Raw genomic sequence first — 19317 nt, forward strand, 5'->3', positions numbered from 1 at the left:
GAACCGCTGCACGGAGGAAAACAGGTCGAGCGACCCATCCAAACCACAAAACCGCAGGTCAGGCGCCCTTTGCCGCAGGCTCAAGAATCGCCACGCACTCCACATGATGCGTCATCGGAAACAGATCGAACGCCCGCAACGTCCGCACCCGGTACCCCCCGTCCCGGAAGTACGCCAAGTCCCGGGCCAGCGCAGCCGGATCGCACGCGACGTACGCGATGCGCCGTGCCCGCAGCGACGCCAGGTGCTCCACCGTCTTGCGGCCCGCCCCCGCGCGCGGCGGGTCGAGGACGATGAGGTCGACCTCCGTGATGCCCGTGCGCGGCAGCACGCTCTCGACCTTGCCCTGCTCGATGCGCACCCGGTCGAACTCCTCGAGGTTGTGCCGGGCGTCCTCCACCGCGCGCTTGCCGGACTCGATGCCGAGGACCGCGCCCTGGTCGCCGACGCGGTCGGCGAGGGCGCCGGCGAAGAGGCCGACGCCGCAGTACAGATCGAGGGCCATGTCGCCCTTGCGCGGCAGCAGGCCCTGCATGACCGCGGTCACCAGGGTGTCGGCCGCCTTCGGGTGGACCTGCCAGAAGCCGCCGTTGCCGACCCGGTGGGTGCGGCCGTCCGCGCGCTCGCGGACGAACGGGCGGCCGTGGACGCGGTGCACACCGCCGGTGCGCTCGTCGACGCGCAGCACGGACACCGGGCGGTCCAGCTCGACCAGCGGCAGGCGCGCGCCCGGCTTCGGCGTGAGGATGACCTGGCGGTCCTGCGAACCCGTCGCCGCGATCGCCTCGACGGAGTCCATGCCCGTCCAGTCGCGCTTCTCGATGCCGAGTTCGCTGACGCCCTCCGCGGCGATCATGCAGTGGTCGATCGGCTCGACCTCGTGCGAGCGGTGCCGGCGAAGCCCCGCCCGGCCGTCGGCGGTGACGGCGTACTGGACGCGCGTACGCCATGCCGGGACCTGGCCGGCCGGTACCTTGTCGCCCTCGGCGGGCAGCACCGTGCCGTCCCAGCCGGCCTCCTCCGGGGTGAGCCCGGCGAGCCGCTGGAGCTGCTCGGCGATGACGTCGGCCTTGAGGCGGCGCTGCGCGCCGGGCTTGGCGTGCTGCCAGTCGCAGCCGCCGCAGCGGCCGGGCCCGGCGAACGGGCAGGGGACGTCGATGCGGTCCTTGGAGGCGTCGAGCACCTCCACGGCGTCGGCCCGCAGGAACCGCGCGCCCTGCTCGCCCTCGGTCACGCGCGCCACGACGCGCTCGCCGGGCAGTGCGTGCCGGACGAACAGCACCTGGCCCTCGGAGGTGCGGGCGATGCAGTGACCGCCGTGGGCGACGGGGCCGACCTCGACCTCGTACTCCTCCCCCACCAGCGACTTCCTCGGTTCTGCCTGCATGGTGGGGTGACTCCAAAACGCGAGAGGGAAGGCACCGTACGACGTACGGCCGGACAACAGCCCACCAGTCTACGTGGCTGCCGCCCGGCCGTTGACCCGAGCCGTCGCTCAGGACTTACGCTCGGAGGACTCCTTGTGCCGGACCTGCGCCGGTCCCCGCCGCACCGCGCCCGGCGCGTTCCAGTCCTGCTGCCTGCGGGCGCGCCGCTTGGCCGCCTCGGAGGACTGCAACTGGTAGGGGACCGAGGTGACCATGATCCCCGGCGTGAACAGCAGCCGGCCCTTCAGCCGCAGGGCGCTCTGGTTGTGCAGCAGGTGCTCGTACCAGTGCCCGACGACGTACTCGGGGATGATCACGGAGACCGCGTCGCGCGGCGACTCCCGGCGCAGGTTCTTCACGTACTCGATGATCGGCCGGGTGATCTCGCGGTAGGGCGAGTCCAGGACCTTCAGCGGGACGTCGATGCCGCGCCGGTTCCACTCCTCCTGCAGCGCCTTGGTCTCGGCCGGGTCGACGTTGACGCTGAGCGCCTCCAGGGTGTCCGAGCGCATCAGCTTGGCGTAGGCCAGGGCGCGCAGCGTCGGGCGGTGGATCTTGGAGATCAGGACGACGGAGTGGACCCGGGAGGGTCGCACGCTGTCGTCGCTCGGGCCCTCGGGGGCGGCGATCTCCGCGGCGACCCGGTCGTAGTGCTTCCGGATGGCGGTCATCGTCGCGTAGAAGATCACCATGCCGAGCAGGGCGACCCAGGCGCCGTGGGTGAACTTGGTGATGAGCACGACCACCAGGACCAGGCCGGTGAAGAAGGCGCCGAAGGCGTTGATCGCGCGCGAGCGGATCATGTGGCGGCGCTTGGCCTGGTCCCTCTCGGTGGCCAGGTGGCGGTTCCAGTGCCGGACCATGCCGGTCTGGCTGAGCGTGAAGGACACGAACACGCCGACGATGTACAGCTGGATCAGGCGGGTGGAGTCGGCGCCGTAGATCCCGACCAGCAGGGCGGCGGCTCCGGCGAGGAGGACGATGCCGTTGGAGAAGGCCAGGCGGTCGCCGCGGGTGTGGAGCTGGCGCGGCAGGTAGCGGTCCTGGGCGAGGATCGAGCCGAGCAGCGGGAAGCCGTTGTAGGCGGTGTTCGCGGCGAGGAACAGCACCAGCGCGGTGGCGGCGGCCAGCAGGATGAACAGGAAGCTGCCCTCGCCGAAGACGGCCTCGGCGACCTGCGAGATCACCGGGTGCTGGACGTAGTCGGGGCCGAGCGGGACGCCGTTGTCGACCAGGTCCTTGGCGGGGTTCTCGGCCATGCGGACGCCGCTCGCCATGGCGAGGCCGATGATGCCGCAGAACATGGTGACGGCCAGCAGGCCCATCATCGCCAGGGTGGTCGCGGCGTTCTTCGACTTGGGCTTGCGGAAGGCCGGGACGCCGTTGGAGATCGCCTCGACGCCGGTGAGCGCGGCACAGCCGGAGGAGAAGGCGCGCAGCAGCAGGAAGACCAGGGCGAAGCCGGCCAGGCCCTGGTGCTCGGGCTTGATGACGTAGTCCGCCGTCGGTGCCCGCATGGTGTCACCCAGGACCAGTCCGCGGAAGGCGCCCCAGGCGATCATGGTGAAGACACCGGCGACGAAGATGTACGTCGGGATCGCGAACAGCGACCCCGACTCCTTCACCCCGCGCAGGTTCATCAGCGTCAGCAGCACGATCACGCCGATCGCGCAGGCCACCTTGTTCTCGACGACGAACGGGATCGCCGAGCCGAGGTTCTCCACCCCGGAGGAGATCGACACCGCGACGGTGAGGACGTAGTCCACCAGCAGCGCGCTGGCGACGGTCAGCCCCGCCTTGGGTCCGAGGTTGGTGTTCGCCACCTCGTAGTCGCCGCCGCCGCTGGGGTAGGCGTGCACGTTCTGCCGGTAGGAGGCGACCACGGTGAACATCAGCACGACGACCGCGACGGCGATCCAGGGGCTGAAGTGGTACGCCGTCACGCCCGCGATCGACAGGACCAGCAGCACCTCACCGGGGGCGTACGCCACGGAGGACAGCGGGTCGGAGGCGAAGACGGGGAGTGCGATGCGCTTCGGCAGGAGCGTTTCCCCCAGCCGGTCGCTGCGCAGTGCGCGCCCGATGAGGAGCCGTTTGGGCACGTCGGTCAGTTTGGACACAACAGAGGATCGTAAGCGTTCGATTGCGGGGGCGCCCACCCGCCACCCCTCATCGGCGATCCCTCTGCTCTCCGAGTGAATTCAGAGGCGCGTGCGGCTGAGGATTCCCCTGGTCACGCCGATCCCATGCCTATATGACTAAACCCGCTCCGCCCCCCGCCGACGCCGCCCCAGGAGGCCCCGTGCACGCCCCCGCAGAACTGATCGGCGCCGCAGTCACACTCGTCGTCCTCGGAATCCTCACACTGGCCAGCGTGCGGAGCATCAGCCGCCGTTGACCAGCCCCGCCACCCCGGCCAGCAGTTCCTCCCGTCCGATGCTGTCCGTCCGGGTCGACGGCACCGTGCAGGCGTACGCGCCGGCCACCGTGCCGTGCAGGGCGCAGCGCCGGGGTGGTTGGCCGTTCAGCCAGGCGTGCAGGAACGCGGCCGCGAAGGCGTCGCCCGCGCCGTTGGAGTCGACGACCGGGGCGGGGGGCGGGGCGGCGGGGACACGGGTCAGCTCGCCGTCGGCCAGCAGGTACGCCCCGTCCGCCCCGGCCGTGGCGACGACCACCCGGGCCCGGCCCCGCTCGGCGATGTGCCGCATGGTCCGCTCCGGGTCGGTCAAGGCCGCGGCCGACAGGAAGACCAGGTCGGCCTCGTGGGCGAAGGAGGCGTGGTACGGGTTGACGCCGTCCCAGTCGTGCAGGTCGGTCGAGATCGTCACGCCCGCCGCGCGCAAGGCCGGCAGCGCGTGGCCGCAGGGCTGGGTGATGACGACATGGGCGTGCCGGCTGACCGACGCCAGGTCGCGCACGGTGGCCTCGGGCAGCCGGTCCGCCTCCGCGAAGCGCGTCGCGTCGTAGAGGGACATCCGTCTGCCGTCCGGGCCGACGAGGTTGACGGCCCGCTTGGTGCCGAGCGGCTGCGGGACGGCGGTGAGAGGGATGCCGCGGTCGCGGTGCAGGGCGCGCACGAGGTCGCCCTCGGGGTCGTCGCCGAGCATGTCGAGGTGGTGGGTGCGCAGGCCCAGGGCGCTCGCGGCCAGCGCGACGAAGTCCCCGCTCTGTCCGGCGCGCGTCACGATCCCCGGCCGGATCATGTGGCTGTCCGCGAACGCCACCGGCAGTTCGGGCACGTGCACGATCGTGTCCACACCGGCGCCGCCCAGCACCAGGACGTCGATCTCATGGCTCATCCGTGCGTCCTCCCCCGTACGAGTCCCGCCCAAGGTCTCATGCGCGGTCCCGTCGGGCCCAGCCGTTTCCGGTTCGATCGCGGCGCGGCGTGCCGCCGGGGCCCGCCGAGGGCCCGGCAGACCCCGGCAACCCCCGCGGCTTTGCCGATACGTTGGACTCGGGCAGCCGATCGCGGTACCGGCCCCGGAGGGCGTCATGGCGTGATTCCACCGGCATGATGTTGCCTGGCGGCCCGCACTCAGGCCGCGACGTGTTGCCTGGCGAGCCGAAAGAGAGACATGAGCACGACATTCATGAAGGCCAGAGGGCCTGCAGGAAGCGCGGTGTGACGCGATGCATATTGTGATCATGGGATGCGGCAGGGTCGGCTCCGCCCTGGCCCAGAACCTGGAGCAGCAGGGCCACACCGTCGCCGTGGTCGACCAGGACCCCACCGCCTTCCGCCGCCTGGGCTCCTCCTTCGGCGGCCGCCGGGTCACCGGGGTCGGCTTCGACCAGGACACCCTGCGCGAGGCGGGCATCGAGGAGGCGGGCGCCTTCGCCGCCGTCTCCAGCGGGGACAACTCCAACATCATCGCCGCCCGCGTGGCCCGCGAGATGTTCGGCATCGAGAACGTCGCCGCCCGTATCTACGACCCCCGCCGCGCCGAGGTCTACCAGCGCCTGGGCATCCCCACCGTCGCGACGGTCCGCTGGACGGCCGACCAGATGCTGCGCCGTCTGCTGCCCTCCGGCGCCGAGCCGCTGTGGCGCGACCCCACCGGCGGCGTCCAGCTCGCCGAGGTGCACACCTCCACCGCCTGGGTCGGCTACAAGATCAGCCGGATCCAGGAGGAGACAGGCGTGCGCGTGGCGTTCCTGACCCGGCTCGGCGAGGCGGTCCTGCCGACCTCCCAGACGGTGCTGCAGGAGGGCGACCTGGTGCACGTGATGATGCGCACCGACGAGGTCGACACGGTCGAGGCGGCGTTCGCCAAGGGTCCCGAAGAGGAGGGCGGTCACTGATGAGGGTCGCCATTGCCGGAGCCGGCGCGGTCGGCCGCTCGATCGCGGGCGAACTGCTGGAGAACGGCCACGAGGTCCTGCTGATCGACAAGACGCCGACCGCCATCTCGGTCGAGCGCGTCCCGCAGGCCGAGTGGCTGCTCGCCGACGCCTGCGAGATCACGTCCCTGGACGAGGCGGCGCTGCAGCGCTGCAACGTCGTCATCGCCGCGACGGGCGACGACAAGGTCAACCTGGTCGTCTCCCTGCTGGCGAAGACGGAGTACGGCGTCCCGCGCGTCGTCGCCCGGGTGAACAACCCGAAGAACGAGTGGCTGTTCAACGAGTCCTGGGGCGTGGACGTCGCCGTCTCCACGCCGCGTCTGATGTCGGCCCTGGTCGAGGAGGCGGTGAGCGTCGGCGACCTGGTGCGTCTGCTGCGCTTCAGCCACGGCGACGCCAACCTGGTCGAGCTGACCCTGCCGGAGGAGTCGGCGCTGGCCGGCACGCGGGTGGGCGACGTGGAGTGGCCCGAGGACACGTCCTTGGTCACCATCATCCGCGGCACCCGCGTCCTGACCCCCTCCCGGGAGGACTCCCTGGAGGCGGGCGACGAACTCCTCTTCGTGGCCGCGCAGGCCCGCGAGGAGCAGCTGGAGGACCTGCTGTCGGTACGCCGGAACAGCGCCGCGAGCTGAGCGGAACCCTTCGAGGGGAGATCAGAAGAGGCGTCCCGACGGATCGGGACGCCTCTTCTGCCGGCTCTTGCTACCGGCTCCTGCCGACGGCTCCTGCTACCGGCTCTCGCCGACGGCTCCGCGTCAGTGCTTCGGGCTCTGGCCGGCGGAGCGGGCCGCGGCCTGCTGCCGCTCCCTCTCCTCGGCCGCCTTCTCCTCCGCCTCCATCTCCGCGAACACGTCGATCGGCGCGGGCGCCTTCGCCAGGAAGACCCACGTCAGCCACACGGCGAGCAGGAACGGCGGGATCTTCAGGGCGACCAGGACCCAGCCCAGCTGCGTGGTGTCCGCCCACCAGTACAGCGGGAAGAGGATCGCGCACTTGGCGAGCAGGATCGTGCCCCAGGCGTAACTGGCTTTCGCGTAGGCCTTCTTGCGGCCCGGGTTCCGCGTCCGCCAGGACAGGTTCTCCTTGAAGACCGGGCCGAGGATCAGCCCGATCAGCGGCACCCCGCACAGCGTGGTGATGATGTAGGCCAGGCCCAGGCCCAGCGTGTAGAGCATGCCGGGCAGGTAGAAGTCCTTGGCGTTGCCGGTCATCATCGCGAAGACGACACCGAAGGCCACGCCGAAGACACCGCTGAAGGCGTGCTTGACGGTGTCCTTCATCACCAGCCGGACCGCGACCAGCACCAGCGACACGGCCAGCGCCGCGATCGCCGACAGGTGCAGATCCTTGTTGATCGTGTAGATGGTGACGAAGAGCAGGCCGGGCAGCACCGTCTCGACCATGCCCCGGACACCGCCGAACGCCTCGAACAGGGCGGCCTCGGTCACCGCCCGGGCGTCGTCCGCGGCGTTCTCTTCGGTCGGCTTGTCGAGCGACGTCACCGGCTACTCCCGTCCGAGGGGTCTCAGTTCGTACTTGGGATTGAACAGCACCCGGCGGCCCCGGCTCATGGAGATCCGGCCCGATGCGATCAGCTTGCGCCCCGGCTCTATCCCCACGATGGAGCGCCTGCCGAGCCACACCACGTCCAGCGCGGCGGAGCCGTCGAACAGCTCGGCCTCCAGCGCCGGGACTCCGGCGCGCGGCCGGAGGGTGACCGTGCGCAAGGTACCAGTAACCGTCACTATCTGGCGGTCCTGGCAGTCTCCGATGCGCGTGCAACCGGCGGTCTCGGCGTCCTCCCGCAGTTCCTCGGACTCCAGGTCCTCCTGCGACGAGGAGAGCCGGTCGAGCATGCGCCGGAACCGGCCCGTCGGCTTCTGCGAACGAGGAACACCACTCATATCTGAAGCGTACCGGGGTGTGCTGACATCTCCGTACCCCTGTGGTGAGGGCCCTACTTCTCGAACCGGTACCCCATTCCGGGCTCGGTGATGAAGTGCTTCGGGTGCGACGGATCCGCCTCCAGTTTCCGCCGCAGCTGTGCCATGTACACGCGCAGGTAGTTCGTCTCCGTCCCGTACGACGGCCCCCACACCTCCCGCAGCAGCTGCTTCTGCCCGACCAGGCGGCCGCTGTGACGCACCAGGACCTCCAGCAGGTGCCACTCGGTGGGGGTCAGCCGTACGTCCTTCCCGGACCGGTTGACCTTCTTGGCGGCCAGGTCGACGGTGAACTCGTCGGTCTCCACGACCACGTCGCCCTCCCCCGCCCCGGCCGGTTCGGCCCGGCGCACGGCGGCCCGCAGCCGCGCGAGCAGCTCGTCCATGCCGAACGGCTTGGTGACGTAGTCGTCGGCACCCGCGTCCAGCGCCTCGACCTTCTCGTCGGAGGAGTGCCGCGCGGACAGCACCAGGATCGGTACCCGGGTCCAGCCGCGCAGGCCCCGGATGACCTCGACGCCGTCCATGTCGGGCAGGCCGAGGTCGAGGACGACCACGTCGGGGTGGCGGGCGGCGGCGAGCCGCAGGGCGGTGGCGCCGTCGTGGGCCGCGTCGACCTCGTACGAGCGTGCCTTGAGGTTGATCACGAGGGCGCGCACGATCTGCGGCTCGTCGTCGACCACCAGGACGCGGGTCATGAGGCCTGCCTTTCCGGTCGTGCGAGGGGGAGGACGTCCGGGCGCGTGCCCGCCGCGCGGAGGGTGAGCACCATGGTCAGTCCGCCGCCGGGGGTGTCCTCGGCGTTCAGGGTGCCTCCCATGGCCTCGGCGAAGCCGCGCGCCACGGCGAGTCCCAGCCCCACACCGGCACCGCGCGGGGCGTCGCCGTAGCGCTGGAAGGGTTCGAAGATGCGGTCCTTGGCCGGGTCGGGGACCCCGGGCCCCCGGTCGACGACCCGGACCTCGACCCGGTCGGCGAGCGCGCTGGCGGCGACCAGCACGGGCACCCCGGGCGGGGCGTACTTGACGGCGTTCTCGACGAGGTTGGCCATGGCCCGCTCCAGCAGCCCGGGGTCGACCTCGACCATGGGCAGGGTCTCCGGGACGTCCAGCTCGACGCTGTCCTCGGGCACACCGCCGAGCGCCATCGGCGCCACCTCGTCGAGGTCGATCTCGCGGATCAGCGGGGTGACCGTGCCGGTCTGCAGGCGGGACATGTCGAGCAGGTTCCCGACGAGGTGGTCGAGCCGGTCGGCGCCCTCCTCGATGCCCTCCAGCAGCTCCGCGCTGTCCTCCTCGGACCACTCGACGTCCTCGGAACGCAGCGAGGACACCGCCGCCTTGATCGCGGCGAGCGGAGTGCGCAGGTCGTGACTGACGGCGGCGAGCAGCGCCGTGCGGATGCGGTTGCCCTCGGCGAGGGTGCGCGCCCGCTCGGCCTCCTCCCGGAGCCGGCGGCGGTCCAGGACGACGGCCGCCTGGGCGGCGAAGGCGGCCAGCACCCGGCGGTCCTCCGCGGGCAGGACACGGCCGGTCAGCGCGAGGGCCATGTGGTCCCCGACCGGCATGTCCACGTCCGCCTGCTCGGGCCGCTCCACGGGACGCCCCCGGCCCACCCGGCCGGCACAGGTCCACGGCTCGACGTCGCCCGCCCTCTCCAGCAGGGCCGCCGACTCCATGCCGAAGGTCTCGCGGACCCGCTCCAGCAGGTCCTCCAGGCCGGTCTCGCCGCGCAGCACGTTGCCCGCGAGGAAGGACAGGATCTCCGACTCGGCCCGCAGCCGGGCCGCCTGGTGGGTGCGGCGGGCGGCGAGATCGACCACGGAGGCGACCGCCGCACCGACCGCCACGAAGATCACGATGGCGACGATGTTCTTCGGGTCGGCGATGGTCCACCGGTGCAGGGGCGGTGTGTAGAAGTAGTTCAGCAGCAGGGAGCCCACCGCCGCCGAGGCCAGCGCCGGCAGCAGCCCGCCGAGCAGGGCCGCCGCCACCGTCAGCGCCAGGAACAGCAGCATGTCGTTGGCGAGCCCGAGGTCGACCGCGCTCAGCAGCGCCGCCAGGACCGGCGGACCCGCGACACCGGCGATCCAGCCCCACACCCGGCGCGACCGCGCCAGACGGGCGCCCCGGGCCACCGGCAGTCCGCGGCCCTTGGCGACCTCGTCGTGGGTGACGATGTGCACGTCGAGGTCGGGTCCGGACTCCCGGGCGACGGTGGCGCCGACGCCGGGTCCGAAGACGTACTGCCAGGCCTTGCGGCGCGAGGAGCCGAGCACGATCTGGGTGGCGTTCACGCCGCGGGCGAAGGCGAGCAGCGCGGCCGGTATGTCGTCGCCGACCACGTGGTGGAACGTTCCGCCGAGGTCCTCGGCCAGGGTCCGCTGCTGCGCGAGTTCCTTGGGCGAGGCGGAGGTCAGCCCGTCGCTGCGCGCTATGTAGACGGCGAGGACCTCGCCGCCCGCGCCCTTCTCGGCCAGCCGGGCGGCCCGGCGGATCAGCGTCCTGCCCTCGGGGCCGCCGGTCAGCCCGACCACGATCCGCTCGCGCGAGCCCCAGATCCTCGACACCCGGTGCTCGCTGCGGTACCGGGTGAGGTGGGCGTCGACCCGGTCGGCCACCCACAGCAGCGCCAGCTCGCGCAGGGCGGTCAGATTGCCGGGGCGGAAGTAGTTCGACAGGGCGGCGTCCACCTTGTCCGGCTGGTAGACGTTGCCGTGCGCCATCCGCCGGCGCAGCGCCTCGGGGGACATGTCGACCAGCTCGACCTGGTCGGCCCGCCGCACCACCTCGTCCGGCACGGTCTCCTGCTGCCGGACCCCGGTGATCGACTCGACGACGTCGCCGAGGGACTCCAGGTGCTGGATGTTGACGGTCGAGACGACGTCGATGCCCGCCGCGAGCAGTTCCTCGACGTCCTGCCAGCGCTTGGCGTTGCGGGAGCCGGGGACGTTGGTGTGGGCGAGCTCGTCGACCAGGGCGACGCGCGGACGGCGGGCGAGGACGGCGTCGAGATCCATCTCGGGGAAGACGCCGCCGCGGTACTCCAGCTCCTTGCGCGGCACCTGCTCCAGCCCCTGCAGCATCACCTCGGTGCGGGGCCGGTCGTGGTGCTCGACGAAGGCCACCACGCAGTCCGTGCCCCGCCCGACGCGGCGGTGCGCCTCGGAGAGCATCGCGTACGTCTTGCCGACGCCCGGTGCCGCTCCGAGGTAGATCCGAAGGTTGCCGCGTGCCATGGCCTCATTGTCTTCCGGTCTGCTGCCTGCGCAGCGTCGACCTTACGGCGCGCGGGGGCGGCTCACCGGCGCCGGGCACGGCACGGGGACCGTCCTTGACGGAACCCTGACGCGCCCGGCCCGGTCGGGGGGTCAGGCCGGGTTGTCGCCGTGGGTCAGGGTCTCCCAGGCGACGAACAGGTTGTTGCTGCCGGCGGGGCGGCCGCGCAGGGTCAGCGTCCCGGTGTTGGTCATGGCGTGCCCGAGGCGGTGGGCGAGGGCGTTGTGGCCGACCTCGGTGACCGGGCCGAGCCCGAGCTTCAGGGAGCCGCCGCACAGCCAGCTCGGGGCGGCGGTGCCGAGCTGGTACCTGGCGTGGAGTCCGAGGCCGTGCCGCAGCCGCTCGCCGACGTCCGTGCCGTAGAGGTCCTGGCCCTGGATCCGGCTGGTCTCGGCCACGTGGGAGATGGCCGAGAGTCCGTAGCCGGTGTGCGTGAAGTCCCGGCAGGTCTCCTGGCTGAGCCCGTTGACGAAGGTCGACTGGCCCTGCCAGTACGAGACGATCTTGTCCCGGGTGTCGAGGTTCTGGCTCGGGACGGTCTTCGGCAGGGCGCCGTCGGACTCCAGGTAGACGTAGGCGGCCGTGCGGGTGCGGAACTTCGCCATGGCCCGGTCGTAGGACGCCTTGTCCTCCAGGAAGACGGAGATGCCGACGGCGGCCTCCATCATCGACAGCTCCCAGTTCCCGTTGGAGTTCGAGCCGTTGATGATCTCGGGCAGGTAGACGTCGCGGAGCATGGTGGCGAAGCGGCCGGAGTTCGTCCAGGTCCCGGGGTAGGTGTGCTTGATGATCTCGGCGGCCCTGGGCCAGGAGGAGCCGGCCCAGCCGGTCTGCAGGGGCGCGTTGGAGTTGGTGTGGTCCCGGATCACGGCCGACCAGGCGTCCATCAGCTCGATCGCCTTGCGGGCGTGCCGTTCGTCGCGCGTGATGTACCAGGCGAGGGCCTGGGTGTACGCGGCGATCGCGTCCTCGCGTTCGTCGGTGCAGCCGTTGTCGGGCTTGGAGTAGGAGCCGCACTCCACCACCGCCCGGGGCCGGGGGACGCGGTTCAGGTCGGCGTACTTGCTCGCCCTCATCTGGTCGAAGGCGCCCTTCCAGGGCTGGGCACCGGCGGTGACCTTGGACCGGGCGAAGTCCAACTGCCCCTGGGAGACGGTGACTCCGGGGTGGACGAAGGCGGCGGGGGCGCCGGGCGCGGCGTCGGCGGGCCGGGTGAGGACACCGGCGACGAGGGCGGCCGAGGCGGCGAGGAGAGCGGTTCTGCGCATACGTGGGGGGCCTTCCGTTCTCGCATGTGAACGTGAAGCGCCTTTATGAACAGACGCGTTGGTCGGAGACCGTAGGTACAGACCAATGCGCCGTCAAGGTTCCGCGCACGAGAAAGGGCCACACCCTCAGCGGGGTGCGGCCCTGGTGTCTCCGTGGTTCAGCGGACCTCGGTGATCTCCGGTCCGCGCTGGAGCTGCCCCATTCCGCCGGCGAAACGGGAGCCCTCTTCCTGCTGGACGCCCTCGGGGACCATCTGGGCGTCGTTCGGCAGCTTCAGGACGATCGGGTCGCGGGGCGCCATCGGGCCCTCGCCTCGGACCACGACGGTGTCCCGGAAGATCTGCTCGAGCAGCCCGGCGGCCTGCGGCTGCACCGCGCCCTGGCCGGAGATGACCCCGCGCAGGAACCAGCGGGGGCCGTCCACGCCGACGAACCGCACGACCTGGAAGCCTCCGGTGCCGTCTGGCAGCTGCACCGGCACCTGCGCGCGCAGCTCCCAGCCCAGCGGACCCTCGACCTCGTCGACGATGCCGCCCTGCTGGGTGATGCCGGTGCCGATCTCCTCGCGCACCTCGCCCCAGATGCCCTCGCGCTTGGGCGCGGCGAAGGCCTGGAGCTGGATGGCGCTGTCGCGCAGCACGACCGTCGCCGCGACGATCGCGTCGCCCGCGACCTCGACCCTGAGCTCCATGCCGTCCACACCCGGCACGAACAGGCCGCCCAGGTCGACGCGGCCCTCGCCCGGGTCGCGGACCTCGGAGCTGTCCCAGGGCCCGTCGGGGCGCGGCGCCGGCTCGAGCCTCAGGCGCCCGCCCTCTTCGTCCGCCTCAGTGTCGACACCGTCGACGACCTGCTCGGCCTCGCCGGCCGCGTCCTCGGCGGCATCCCTCTTCTTGCGACGTCCGAACACGTCACTGTCCTTCCCGGTCGGATACGACCGAAGCGTATCGATTCCCACCCGTCCGACCGCCCAGGGCGGCCTGACCGCTTGTGCCGCTCGTCCCGTCCACCGCGGCGTGCCCTCCGGTGGACCCGAAGCCCCCCTCGGCCCGCACGGAATCGGGAAGCTCCGCCACCTCCTGGAAGCGGACCCTCTCGACCTGCTGGACGACCAGTTGGGCAATCCGGTCGAAGCGCTCGAACCGCACGGCCTCGCGCGGGTCGAGATTCACCACGATCACCTTGATCTCCCCACGGTACCCGGCATCAACCGTCCCCGGGGCATTCACCAGGGCGACGCCGCAGCGGGCGGCGAGACCGGACCGCGGGTGCACGAAGGCCGCGTACCCCTCCGGCAGCGCCACAGACACTCCCGTGGGCAGCACGGCCCGTTCCCCCGGCCCCAGTTCGCACGCCTCGGTGGTGCGCAGATCTGCTCCGGCGTCACCCGGGTGCGCATAGGACGGAAGCGGTACGTCCGGATCGACGCGCCGGATCAGCACGTCGACCGGCGGACGGCTCACAGGGCTCGTGGGGGGCATGGGGGTGATGTGGCTCTCCGGGTCGGTGGGGGTGGTGCAGCCGCCGGGGGCCGTGCGGCCCGCCGGACTCGTGGAGCCGGCCAGGCTCACGGGTTCACCTCGAACGCACGGGCGCGGCGGACCTGGTCCGGGTCGTTCATGGCCGCCTGGATCTCCTCCTCGCGGCCGTGGTCGACGAAGTGGTCGACCTTCACCTCGATGAACAGCGCGTCGGCACGCAGGGCGACCGGTCCGTCGGGGCCGCCGACACGTCCGGTCGCGGTCGAGTAGATCTTCCGCCCGGCCACCGCGGTGACCTCCGCCTCCAGGTACAGCGTGGTGCCGACGGGCACGGGCCGCACGAAGTCGGTCTCCAGCCGCCCGGTGACGGCGATCGTGCGCAGCAGCCAGTTCAGCGAGCCGAGGGTCTCGTCCAGGGCCGTGGCGAGCACGCCGCCGTGCGCGAGGCCCGGAGCGCCCTGGTGGGCGGGCTGCACGACGAACTCGGCGGTGAGCGACACGCCCTCGCCGGCCCGTGCCTCCAGGTGCAGTCCGTGCGGCTGATCGCCGCCGCAGCCGAAGCACTGGGCGTAGTGCGCGCCGAGGAGCTCGCCGGGCGCGGGCGCGTCCGGGTGCCGCACCGGTCGCACGGCGTCGGCCGGGGGCTGAAGGACTGCGGAAGTACCACTCACAGGCGCAGACCTTACCCGCGCGTCGGCCCGTTCCGGACACCGTGTCAAGCTTGGCTCCATGCAGCTCTCCGCCGCCCCCTACGAAGAACGCCTCACCGCCCCGCGGACCTGGTGGCTCATCTCGTTCCTCGTCGGGGTCTCCATGGCCCTGGTCCTGCTCCCGTTCGGCACGCTGCCGATGCTCGGCGGCCTGGCCGGCGGCACCGCGGTCGCGGCCGTCGCCGCGAGTTCGTACGGCTCGGTGCGCATCCGCGTCGTGGGCGGTTCCCTGATCGCGGGCGAGGCGAAGATCCCGGTGGCGGCCCTGGGCGAGGCGCGGGTGCTGGACGCCGAGGAGGCCCGCGCCTGGCGCACCCACAAGGCCGACCCGCGCGCCTTCCTCCTGCTGCGCGCCTACATCCCGACGGCCCTGCGCGTGGAGGTCACGGACCCCGAGGACCCGACCCCGTACCTGTACCTGTCCACACGCGACCCGGAGCGCCTGGCAGAGGCCCTTGAGGCGGCGAAGACCGCTTAGCACAGCTGCGCGGGGGGTCACTCGGGGGCGGATGCTCGCTGCCGGGGGACGGACCGGCTGCCACTCCCGGCGGGAGCGACACGAGGCGTCGGCGCACACCAGGCCCCGATGCGCGGAAGGCGGGTGCGGAGGCCGGTTCGCAGAGCGGCCGACGCGGGCCGCTCCGAGGCGGACGCGCGGGCCACGGCAGCAGACGGACGCGAAGGCCACGGCAGCAGACGGGACGCGGATATCCGGGGTACGAGCGCGGGCCGCCGCCAGCTATCGATGCGGTGCGCGGGTGCTGGCCGAGGCGCTGCACGACCCGGCGGAGCGGCGCACCCGACAGACGGCGGCCCGTCCGGCGCCCCATCCACGGCACGGCCGCCCGGAAGACGCCGGTGACCGGGCGACGGACAGCCGATCCCGGCACACCCGTCGGCGCGCGGCGTGCTTCGTGCTTCGCCCCCGCACGGCCTGTTACGTCAGCCCACCCGGCCGCCCCTCCCTCACCCCATCCGCCCCGCCCGATTCACCGTGCGCGGACGTTCGCACCGGCCGTCCGCGGACCAGCACCCCGTACCGGCCTTAGACGCTCGCCGCCTCCGCACGTCACGGCGTGAGCCGTTCCGCTCTCCGCCCCGTCAGCCGGCGCCCGGTCCACGGAGAGTGCCGTCGGGTTCACCGCCGGGGTGGCGGCCCAGCGGGTCGTGGGTGATCTCGCCGATCTCCAGGGCGTCCGCCGGGCGTTCCAGGGCGGGGAGGGCCTCCAGGGCCTCCCAGGGCACCTGGATCTTGCGCAGGTCGCTGCGGATCCGGCCGGCGAGCTTTCTGGTCTCGCTGCGGTTCATGGCCGCGCCCACCGCCGCGCCCACCAGGAACGGCAGGAGGTTGGGCATGTTGCGGACCATCCGCTTCATGATCCGCTGGCGCAGTTCGTGCTTCATGCGGCTGTTCAGCGCCACGCTGAACGTCGAAGGCTTGGTCGCGTCGACGCCGCGCTCCCCCGACCACGAGTCGAGGTACGCGGTGCTGCGCTGCTTGAGGTTGCCGGCCGGCCGCACGCCGTACACCTCGTGGAGCTCGGCGATCAGCTTCAGCTCGATCGCGGCGACGCCGGTGATCTCGGCGGCCAGTTCCGTCGGCATCGCGGGGGGCACGGGCAGCATGGCCGCCGCACCGACGCCGGCTCCCACCGTCGCCGTCGCCTTCGCCGCCCCCGCGACGAGCTTGTCGGCGAGCTCCTCGGGCCCCAGGCCGGGGAACTGCCTGCGCAGGGTCGCCAGGTCCCGTACGGGGACCCGCGGGGCCAGCTCGATGATCCGGTCGGCGAGGTACGCGAGTCCCGCCCGCGCCCGGTCACCGCCTCTGCGGGCGCCTTCCCTGGCCCGCTCACGGATCGCCCCCGCCCGCCGTCGGGCGACGGGTGCGGGGACGTCCACGGACGCCGGGAGGTCACCCCGGTCCGTTGCCGGTTCGAGCGAGGCCGCCCCCGTGCCGGTTGAGCCCCGCTCGTTGTCACGTACGCCGTACTGCGGGCCGTCGATCGGCCCTTCGTCCGCTTTCCGCCGGGAAAAGCGGCGCTTCCAGGGAGGGGTCGAGCCAGTCACGGCCGACCCGTCCTCAGTCGCAGTCGCGGCAGATCGGCTGACCGTTCTTCTCCCGGGCCAGCTGGCTGCGGTGGTGCACCAGGAAGCAGCTCATGCACGTGAACTCGTCCTGCTGCTTCGGGAGCACCCGGACGGCCAGCTCCTCATTGGACAGGTCGGCTCCGGGCAGCTCGAGTCCCTCTGCGGCCTCGAACTCATCGACATCCACGGCCGAGGCCGACTTGTCGTTTCGCCGTGCCTTGAGTTCTTCGAGGCTGTCCGAGTCGACGTCGTCGTCGGTCTTGCGTGGAGTGTCGTAATCGGTTGCCATGTCGCTCTCCCCCTCTGGGTGTCTGCGGTGTCTCCAGCGCACGTAACGCGTGAGAGGCCGGACTTGTGCCCGACCTGAGGCGGAGATTTTGCCTCACATCAAGGTCTGTTACTCAATCGACACCCAACCGGACTCCTCACGAGTGATCGGCTTGGATGGCGATGGGGACCGTACACGGTCCGAATGCCGCACTACAAAGGCGTCTCACCGTGTACTTCCCGTGATCAAGACCCCCGAAAACCGGGATTTTCCCGGCTTTCCGACAGGGTGCATGATCACGGAGAGTGGATGTCCGGAAAGGCGCCTCTGTGATCGATCACACACGGGACCCGCGCGGCGGACTCTGCGAAATTCAGCGCAAAGCGAACATCCCCGTGTGCCGCCGAGTTGATCGGCGACATGATCTCAGATCGGCAGTGTGACTCGCATGACGAGTCCTCCTCCCTCGCGCGGCTGGGCGTAGATGTGCCCGCCGTGCGCCCGGGCCACGGACCGGACGATGGACAGACCGAGTCCGACCCCCTTGTCACTGCCCGTCCGTTCCGTGCGCAACCGCCTGAACGGCTCGAAGAGATTGTCGATCTCGTACGCCGGCACGACCGGGCCCGTGTTGGAGACGACCAGGACCGCCTGGCCGTGCTGGACGTCGGTGGTGACCTCGACCCAGCCGTCCTCGGGGACGTTGTAGCGCACGGCGTTCTGCACCAGGTTCAGCGCGATGCGCTCCAGCAGGACGCCGTTGCCCTGGACGACGGCGGGTTTCTGCTCGCCGCGGATGGTCACGCCCTTGCTCTCGGCCTCGGCGTGCACCTGGTCGATGGCCTGCCCGGCGACCTCGGCGAGATCCACCGGGCCCCGCTCGACGATCTGGTTGTCGCTGCGGGCGAGCAGCAGCAGGCCCTCCACGAGCTGCTCGCTGCGTTCGTTGGTGGCCAGCAGGGTCTTGCCGAGCTGCTGGAGCTCCACCGGCGCCCCCGGGTCGGACAGGTGCACCTCCAGGAGGGTGCGGTTGATCGCCAGCGGCGTTCTCAGCTCGTGCGAGGCGTTGCCGACGAAGCGCTGCTGGGCGGTGAAGGCGCGCTGCAGCCGCTCCAGCATGTCGTCGAAGGTGTCCGCCAGCTCCTTCAGCTCGTCGTCGGGGCCGTCCAGCTCGATCCGGCGGGACAGGTCCGAGCCCGCCACCGCGCGGGCGGTGCGGGTGATCCGGCCCAGCGGCGACAGCACGCGCCCGGCCATGGCGTAGCCGAAGGCGAAGGCGATGACCGCCAGGCCCAGCAGCGCCAGCAGCGAGCGGCTGAGCAGGCTGTCCAGGGCGTGCCTGCGCTGCTCGTTGACGCAGCTGTTCATGGCGTCGTTGAACTCGCTGGGCGAGGCCTGGTCGGGCAGGTTGCAGCTGTTGCTGGTGACCTTGCCCTCGACGATCTTGAAGGGCAGGTCGCTGCCCACGTTCAATGCCTGCGCGGCGAGCAGGTAGATGATCGACAGCAGCAGGATGCCGGCGATGAGGAACATGCCGCCGTAGAGCAGCGTGAGCCGTATGCGGATGGTCGGGCGCAGCCACGGGAACGGCGGGACGGGTCTTCTGGGGTCCCAGGTGGGCTTCGGGGGCGCCTGCGGAGGCGCGGGGGTCGCGGCCACGGGTATCAGATCCGGTAGCCGGAGCCGGGGACGGTGACGATGACGGGCGGCTCGCCCAGCTTGCGGCGCAGGGTCATGACCGTCACGCGCACGACGTTCGTGAACGGGTCGGTGTTCTCGTCCCAGGCCTTCTCCAGGAGCTGCTCCGCCGAGACGACGGCGCCCTCGCTGCGCATCAGCACCTCCAGCACGGCGAACTCCTTGGGTGCGAGCTGGACCTCCTTGCCGTCGCGGAACACTTCGCGGCGGTTGGGGTCGAGCTTGATCCCGGCGCGCTCCAGCACGGGCGGCAGGGGCACGCTGGTGCGCCGGCCCAGGGCCCGCACGCGGGCGATGAGCTCGCTGAACGCGAACGGCTTGGGCAGGTAGTCGTCGGCGCCGATCTCCAGGCCCTCGACCCGGTCGCTGACGTCGCCGGAGGCCGTGAGCATCAGCACGCGCGTGGGCATGCCGAGCTCGACGATCTTGCGGCAGACGTCGTCGCCGTGCACGAGCGGGAGGTCGCGGTCGAGGACGACCACGTCGTAGTCGTTGACGCCGATGCGCTCCAAGGCGGCCGCACCGTCGTACACGACGTCGACGGCCATGGCCTCCCGGCGCAGTCCGGTGGCCACCGCATCGGCGAGCAGTTGCTCGTCCTCGACGACGAGTACGCGCACGTCCTTGGTCCTTCCTCATGTCCGCCCGCGCAGCGCTCGTGGGGGCGGACGCGGGCAGGGGTCTTCGACGGTGTCTCGGTGTGTTGCCCTCCATCCTGCCCTTTTCGGTCATAAGTCGGAGGTAAGGCGGGTGGGGCGGAGCCGGGCGGCGCGAGCAAACCGGGCCCGGGGCGGGAAGCGGAGAT

Annotated in this window: 18 protein-coding genes; 3 read left to right on the forward strand and 15 right to left on the reverse strand. The window is 71.6% G+C overall.

The annotated features are described in order from the left end of the window. Positions 1-58: 58 nt before the first annotated feature. From ABZY20_RS22505 to ABZY20_RS22515, 3 genes are all read right to left on the reverse strand, one after another. Positions 59-1387, reverse strand: a complete 1329-nt coding sequence (locus tag ABZY20_RS22505) for a class I SAM-dependent RNA methyltransferase (protein ID WP_356443307.1) — start codon at positions 1385-1387, stop codon at positions 59-61. 108 nt (positions 1388-1495) lie between these two features. Next, on the reverse strand, positions 1496-3547 hold the full coding sequence (locus ABZY20_RS22510) for an APC family permease (RefSeq protein WP_356443308.1): 2052 nt from the start codon (positions 3545-3547) through the stop codon (positions 1496-1498). 264 nt (positions 3548-3811) lie between these two features. After that, positions 3812-4726: a PfkB family carbohydrate kinase gene (locus ABZY20_RS22515; RefSeq protein ID WP_356443309.1), complete on the reverse strand. Its 915-nt coding sequence runs from the start codon at positions 4724-4726 to the stop codon at positions 3812-3814. Between the two features lie 334 nt (positions 4727-5060). Between ABZY20_RS22515 and ABZY20_RS22520 the strand changes: the two genes are divergently transcribed. Both ABZY20_RS22520 and ABZY20_RS22525 read left to right on the forward strand, forming a co-directional pair. After that, on the forward strand, positions 5061-5732 hold the full coding sequence (locus ABZY20_RS22520) for a TrkA family potassium uptake protein (RefSeq protein WP_356443310.1): 672 nt from the start codon (positions 5061-5063) through the stop codon (positions 5730-5732). After that, on the forward strand, positions 5732-6409 hold the full coding sequence (locus ABZY20_RS22525; RefSeq protein ID WP_356443311.1) for a TrkA family potassium uptake protein: 678 nt from the start codon (positions 5732-5734) through the stop codon (positions 6407-6409). The genes ABZY20_RS22520 and ABZY20_RS22525 overlap by 1 nt, the downstream gene beginning before the upstream one ends. Before the next feature lie 123 nt (positions 6410-6532). Here the strand turns inward: ABZY20_RS22525 and ABZY20_RS22530 are convergent, their stop codons facing one another. The 8 genes from ABZY20_RS22530 to ABZY20_RS22565 all read right to left on the reverse strand — a co-directional run bounded on the left by ABZY20_RS22530 (position 6533) and on the right by ABZY20_RS22565 (position 14419). After that, the gene (locus ABZY20_RS22530; protein ID WP_356443312.1) at positions 6533-7279 is read right to left on the reverse strand and encodes a DUF3159 domain-containing protein; all 747 of its coding nucleotides are present in this window, start codon (positions 7277-7279) and stop codon (positions 6533-6535) included. A 3-nt stretch (positions 7280-7282) separates the two neighbouring features. Continuing rightward, positions 7283-7681, reverse strand: coding sequence for an OB-fold nucleic acid binding domain-containing protein (locus ABZY20_RS22535; protein ID WP_356443313.1), 399 nt, complete (start codon positions 7679-7681; stop codon positions 7283-7285). Between the two features lie 53 nt (positions 7682-7734). After that, complete coding sequence (locus ABZY20_RS22540; RefSeq protein WP_356443314.1) at positions 7735-8418, reverse strand: response regulator; 684 nt, start codon at positions 8416-8418, stop codon at positions 7735-7737. Further along, positions 8415-10958, reverse strand: a complete 2544-nt coding sequence (locus ABZY20_RS22545; RefSeq protein WP_356443315.1) for an ATP-binding protein — start codon at positions 10956-10958, stop codon at positions 8415-8417. The genes ABZY20_RS22540 and ABZY20_RS22545 overlap by 4 nt, the downstream gene beginning before the upstream one ends. Before the next feature lie 132 nt (positions 10959-11090). Further along, the gene (locus ABZY20_RS22550; protein ID WP_356443316.1) at positions 11091-12266 is read right to left on the reverse strand and encodes an alginate lyase family protein; all 1176 of its coding nucleotides are present in this window, start codon (positions 12264-12266) and stop codon (positions 11091-11093) included. A gap of 158 nt (positions 12267-12424) precedes the next feature. Further along, positions 12425-13177 carry a DUF3710 domain-containing protein gene (locus tag ABZY20_RS22555; protein ID WP_356443317.1) on the reverse strand — a complete coding sequence of 251 codons (753 nt, stop codon included), beginning with the start codon at positions 13175-13177 and terminating at the stop codon, positions 12425-12427. A 1-nt stretch (position 13178) separates the two neighbouring features. Next, the gene (gene dut, locus ABZY20_RS22560) at positions 13179-13730 is read right to left on the reverse strand and encodes a dUTP diphosphatase (RefSeq protein WP_356443416.1); all 552 of its coding nucleotides are present in this window, start codon (positions 13728-13730) and stop codon (positions 13179-13181) included. Between the two features lie 104 nt (positions 13731-13834). Continuing rightward, complete coding sequence (locus ABZY20_RS22565) at positions 13835-14419, reverse strand: PaaI family thioesterase (RefSeq protein ID WP_356443318.1); 585 nt, start codon at positions 14417-14419, stop codon at positions 13835-13837. 58 nt (positions 14420-14477) lie between these two features. Here ABZY20_RS22565 and ABZY20_RS22570 point away from each other — a divergent pair, with 58 nt between their 5' ends. Next, a complete protein-coding gene (locus ABZY20_RS22570; RefSeq protein WP_356443319.1) occupies positions 14478-14936 on the forward strand; it encodes a DUF3093 domain-containing protein in 459 nt (152 codons plus the stop codon). A 623-nt stretch (positions 14937-15559) separates the two neighbouring features. On the opposite strand, the gene ABZY20_RS22575 is transcribed toward ABZY20_RS22570, so the two are convergent. The 4 genes from ABZY20_RS22575 to ABZY20_RS22590 all read right to left on the reverse strand — a co-directional run bounded on the left by ABZY20_RS22575 (position 15560) and on the right by ABZY20_RS22590 (position 19132). After that, the gene (locus tag ABZY20_RS22575) at positions 15560-16525 is read right to left on the reverse strand and encodes a hypothetical protein (protein ID WP_356443320.1); all 966 of its coding nucleotides are present in this window, start codon (positions 16523-16525) and stop codon (positions 15560-15562) included. A 13-nt stretch (positions 16526-16538) separates the two neighbouring features. Further along, a complete protein-coding gene (locus ABZY20_RS22580) occupies positions 16539-16835 on the reverse strand; it encodes a DUF4193 domain-containing protein (protein ID WP_003993510.1) in 297 nt (98 codons plus the stop codon). Positions 16836-17240: 405 nt separating this feature from the next. Continuing rightward, positions 17241-18473 carry a HAMP domain-containing sensor histidine kinase gene (locus ABZY20_RS22585; RefSeq protein ID WP_356443321.1) on the reverse strand — a complete coding sequence of 411 codons (1233 nt, stop codon included), beginning with the start codon at positions 18471-18473 and terminating at the stop codon, positions 17241-17243. A 5-nt stretch (positions 18474-18478) separates the two neighbouring features. Continuing rightward, the gene (locus tag ABZY20_RS22590; RefSeq protein ID WP_003993508.1) at positions 18479-19132 is read right to left on the reverse strand and encodes a response regulator transcription factor; all 654 of its coding nucleotides are present in this window, start codon (positions 19130-19132) and stop codon (positions 18479-18481) included. Positions 19133-19317: the final 185 nt, after the last annotated feature.

The sequence above is a fragment of the Streptomyces sp. NPDC006624 genome, assembly GCF_040611555.1.
Classification (GTDB): domain Bacteria; phylum Actinomycetota; class Actinomycetes; order Streptomycetales; family Streptomycetaceae; genus Streptomyces.

Coding starts and splice junctions, on each gene's coding strand:
- ABZY20_RS22505 (WP_356443307.1), bottom strand. CDS start 1,387: ATGCAGGCAGAACCGAGGAAGTCGCTGGTGGGGGAGGAGTACGAGGTC.
- ABZY20_RS22515 (WP_356443309.1), bottom strand. CDS start 4,726: ATGAGCCATGAGATCGACGTCCTGGTGCTGGGCGGCGCCGGTGTGGAC.
- ABZY20_RS22520 (WP_356443310.1), top strand. CDS start 5,061: ATGCATATTGTGATCATGGGATGCGGCAGGGTCGGCTCCGCCCTGGCC.
- ABZY20_RS22525 (WP_356443311.1), top strand. CDS start 5,732: ATGAGGGTCGCCATTGCCGGAGCCGGCGCGGTCGGCCGCTCGATCGCG.
- ABZY20_RS22535 (WP_356443313.1), bottom strand. CDS start 7,681: ATGAGTGGTGTTCCTCGTTCGCAGAAGCCGACGGGCCGGTTCCGGCGC.
- ABZY20_RS22540 (WP_356443314.1), bottom strand. CDS start 8,418: ATGACCCGCGTCCTGGTGGTCGACGACGAGCCGCAGATCGTGCGCGCC.
- ABZY20_RS22545 (WP_356443315.1), bottom strand. CDS start 10,958: ATGGCACGCGGCAACCTTCGGATCTACCTCGGAGCGGCACCGGGCGTC.
- ABZY20_RS22550 (WP_356443316.1), bottom strand. CDS start 12,266: ATGCGCAGAACCGCTCTCCTCGCCGCCTCGGCCGCCCTCGTCGCCGGT.
- ABZY20_RS22570 (WP_356443319.1), top strand. CDS start 14,478: ATGCAGCTCTCCGCCGCCCCCTACGAAGAACGCCTCACCGCCCCGCGG.
- ABZY20_RS22580 (WP_003993510.1), bottom strand. CDS start 16,835: ATGGCAACCGATTACGACACTCCACGCAAGACCGACGACGACGTCGAC.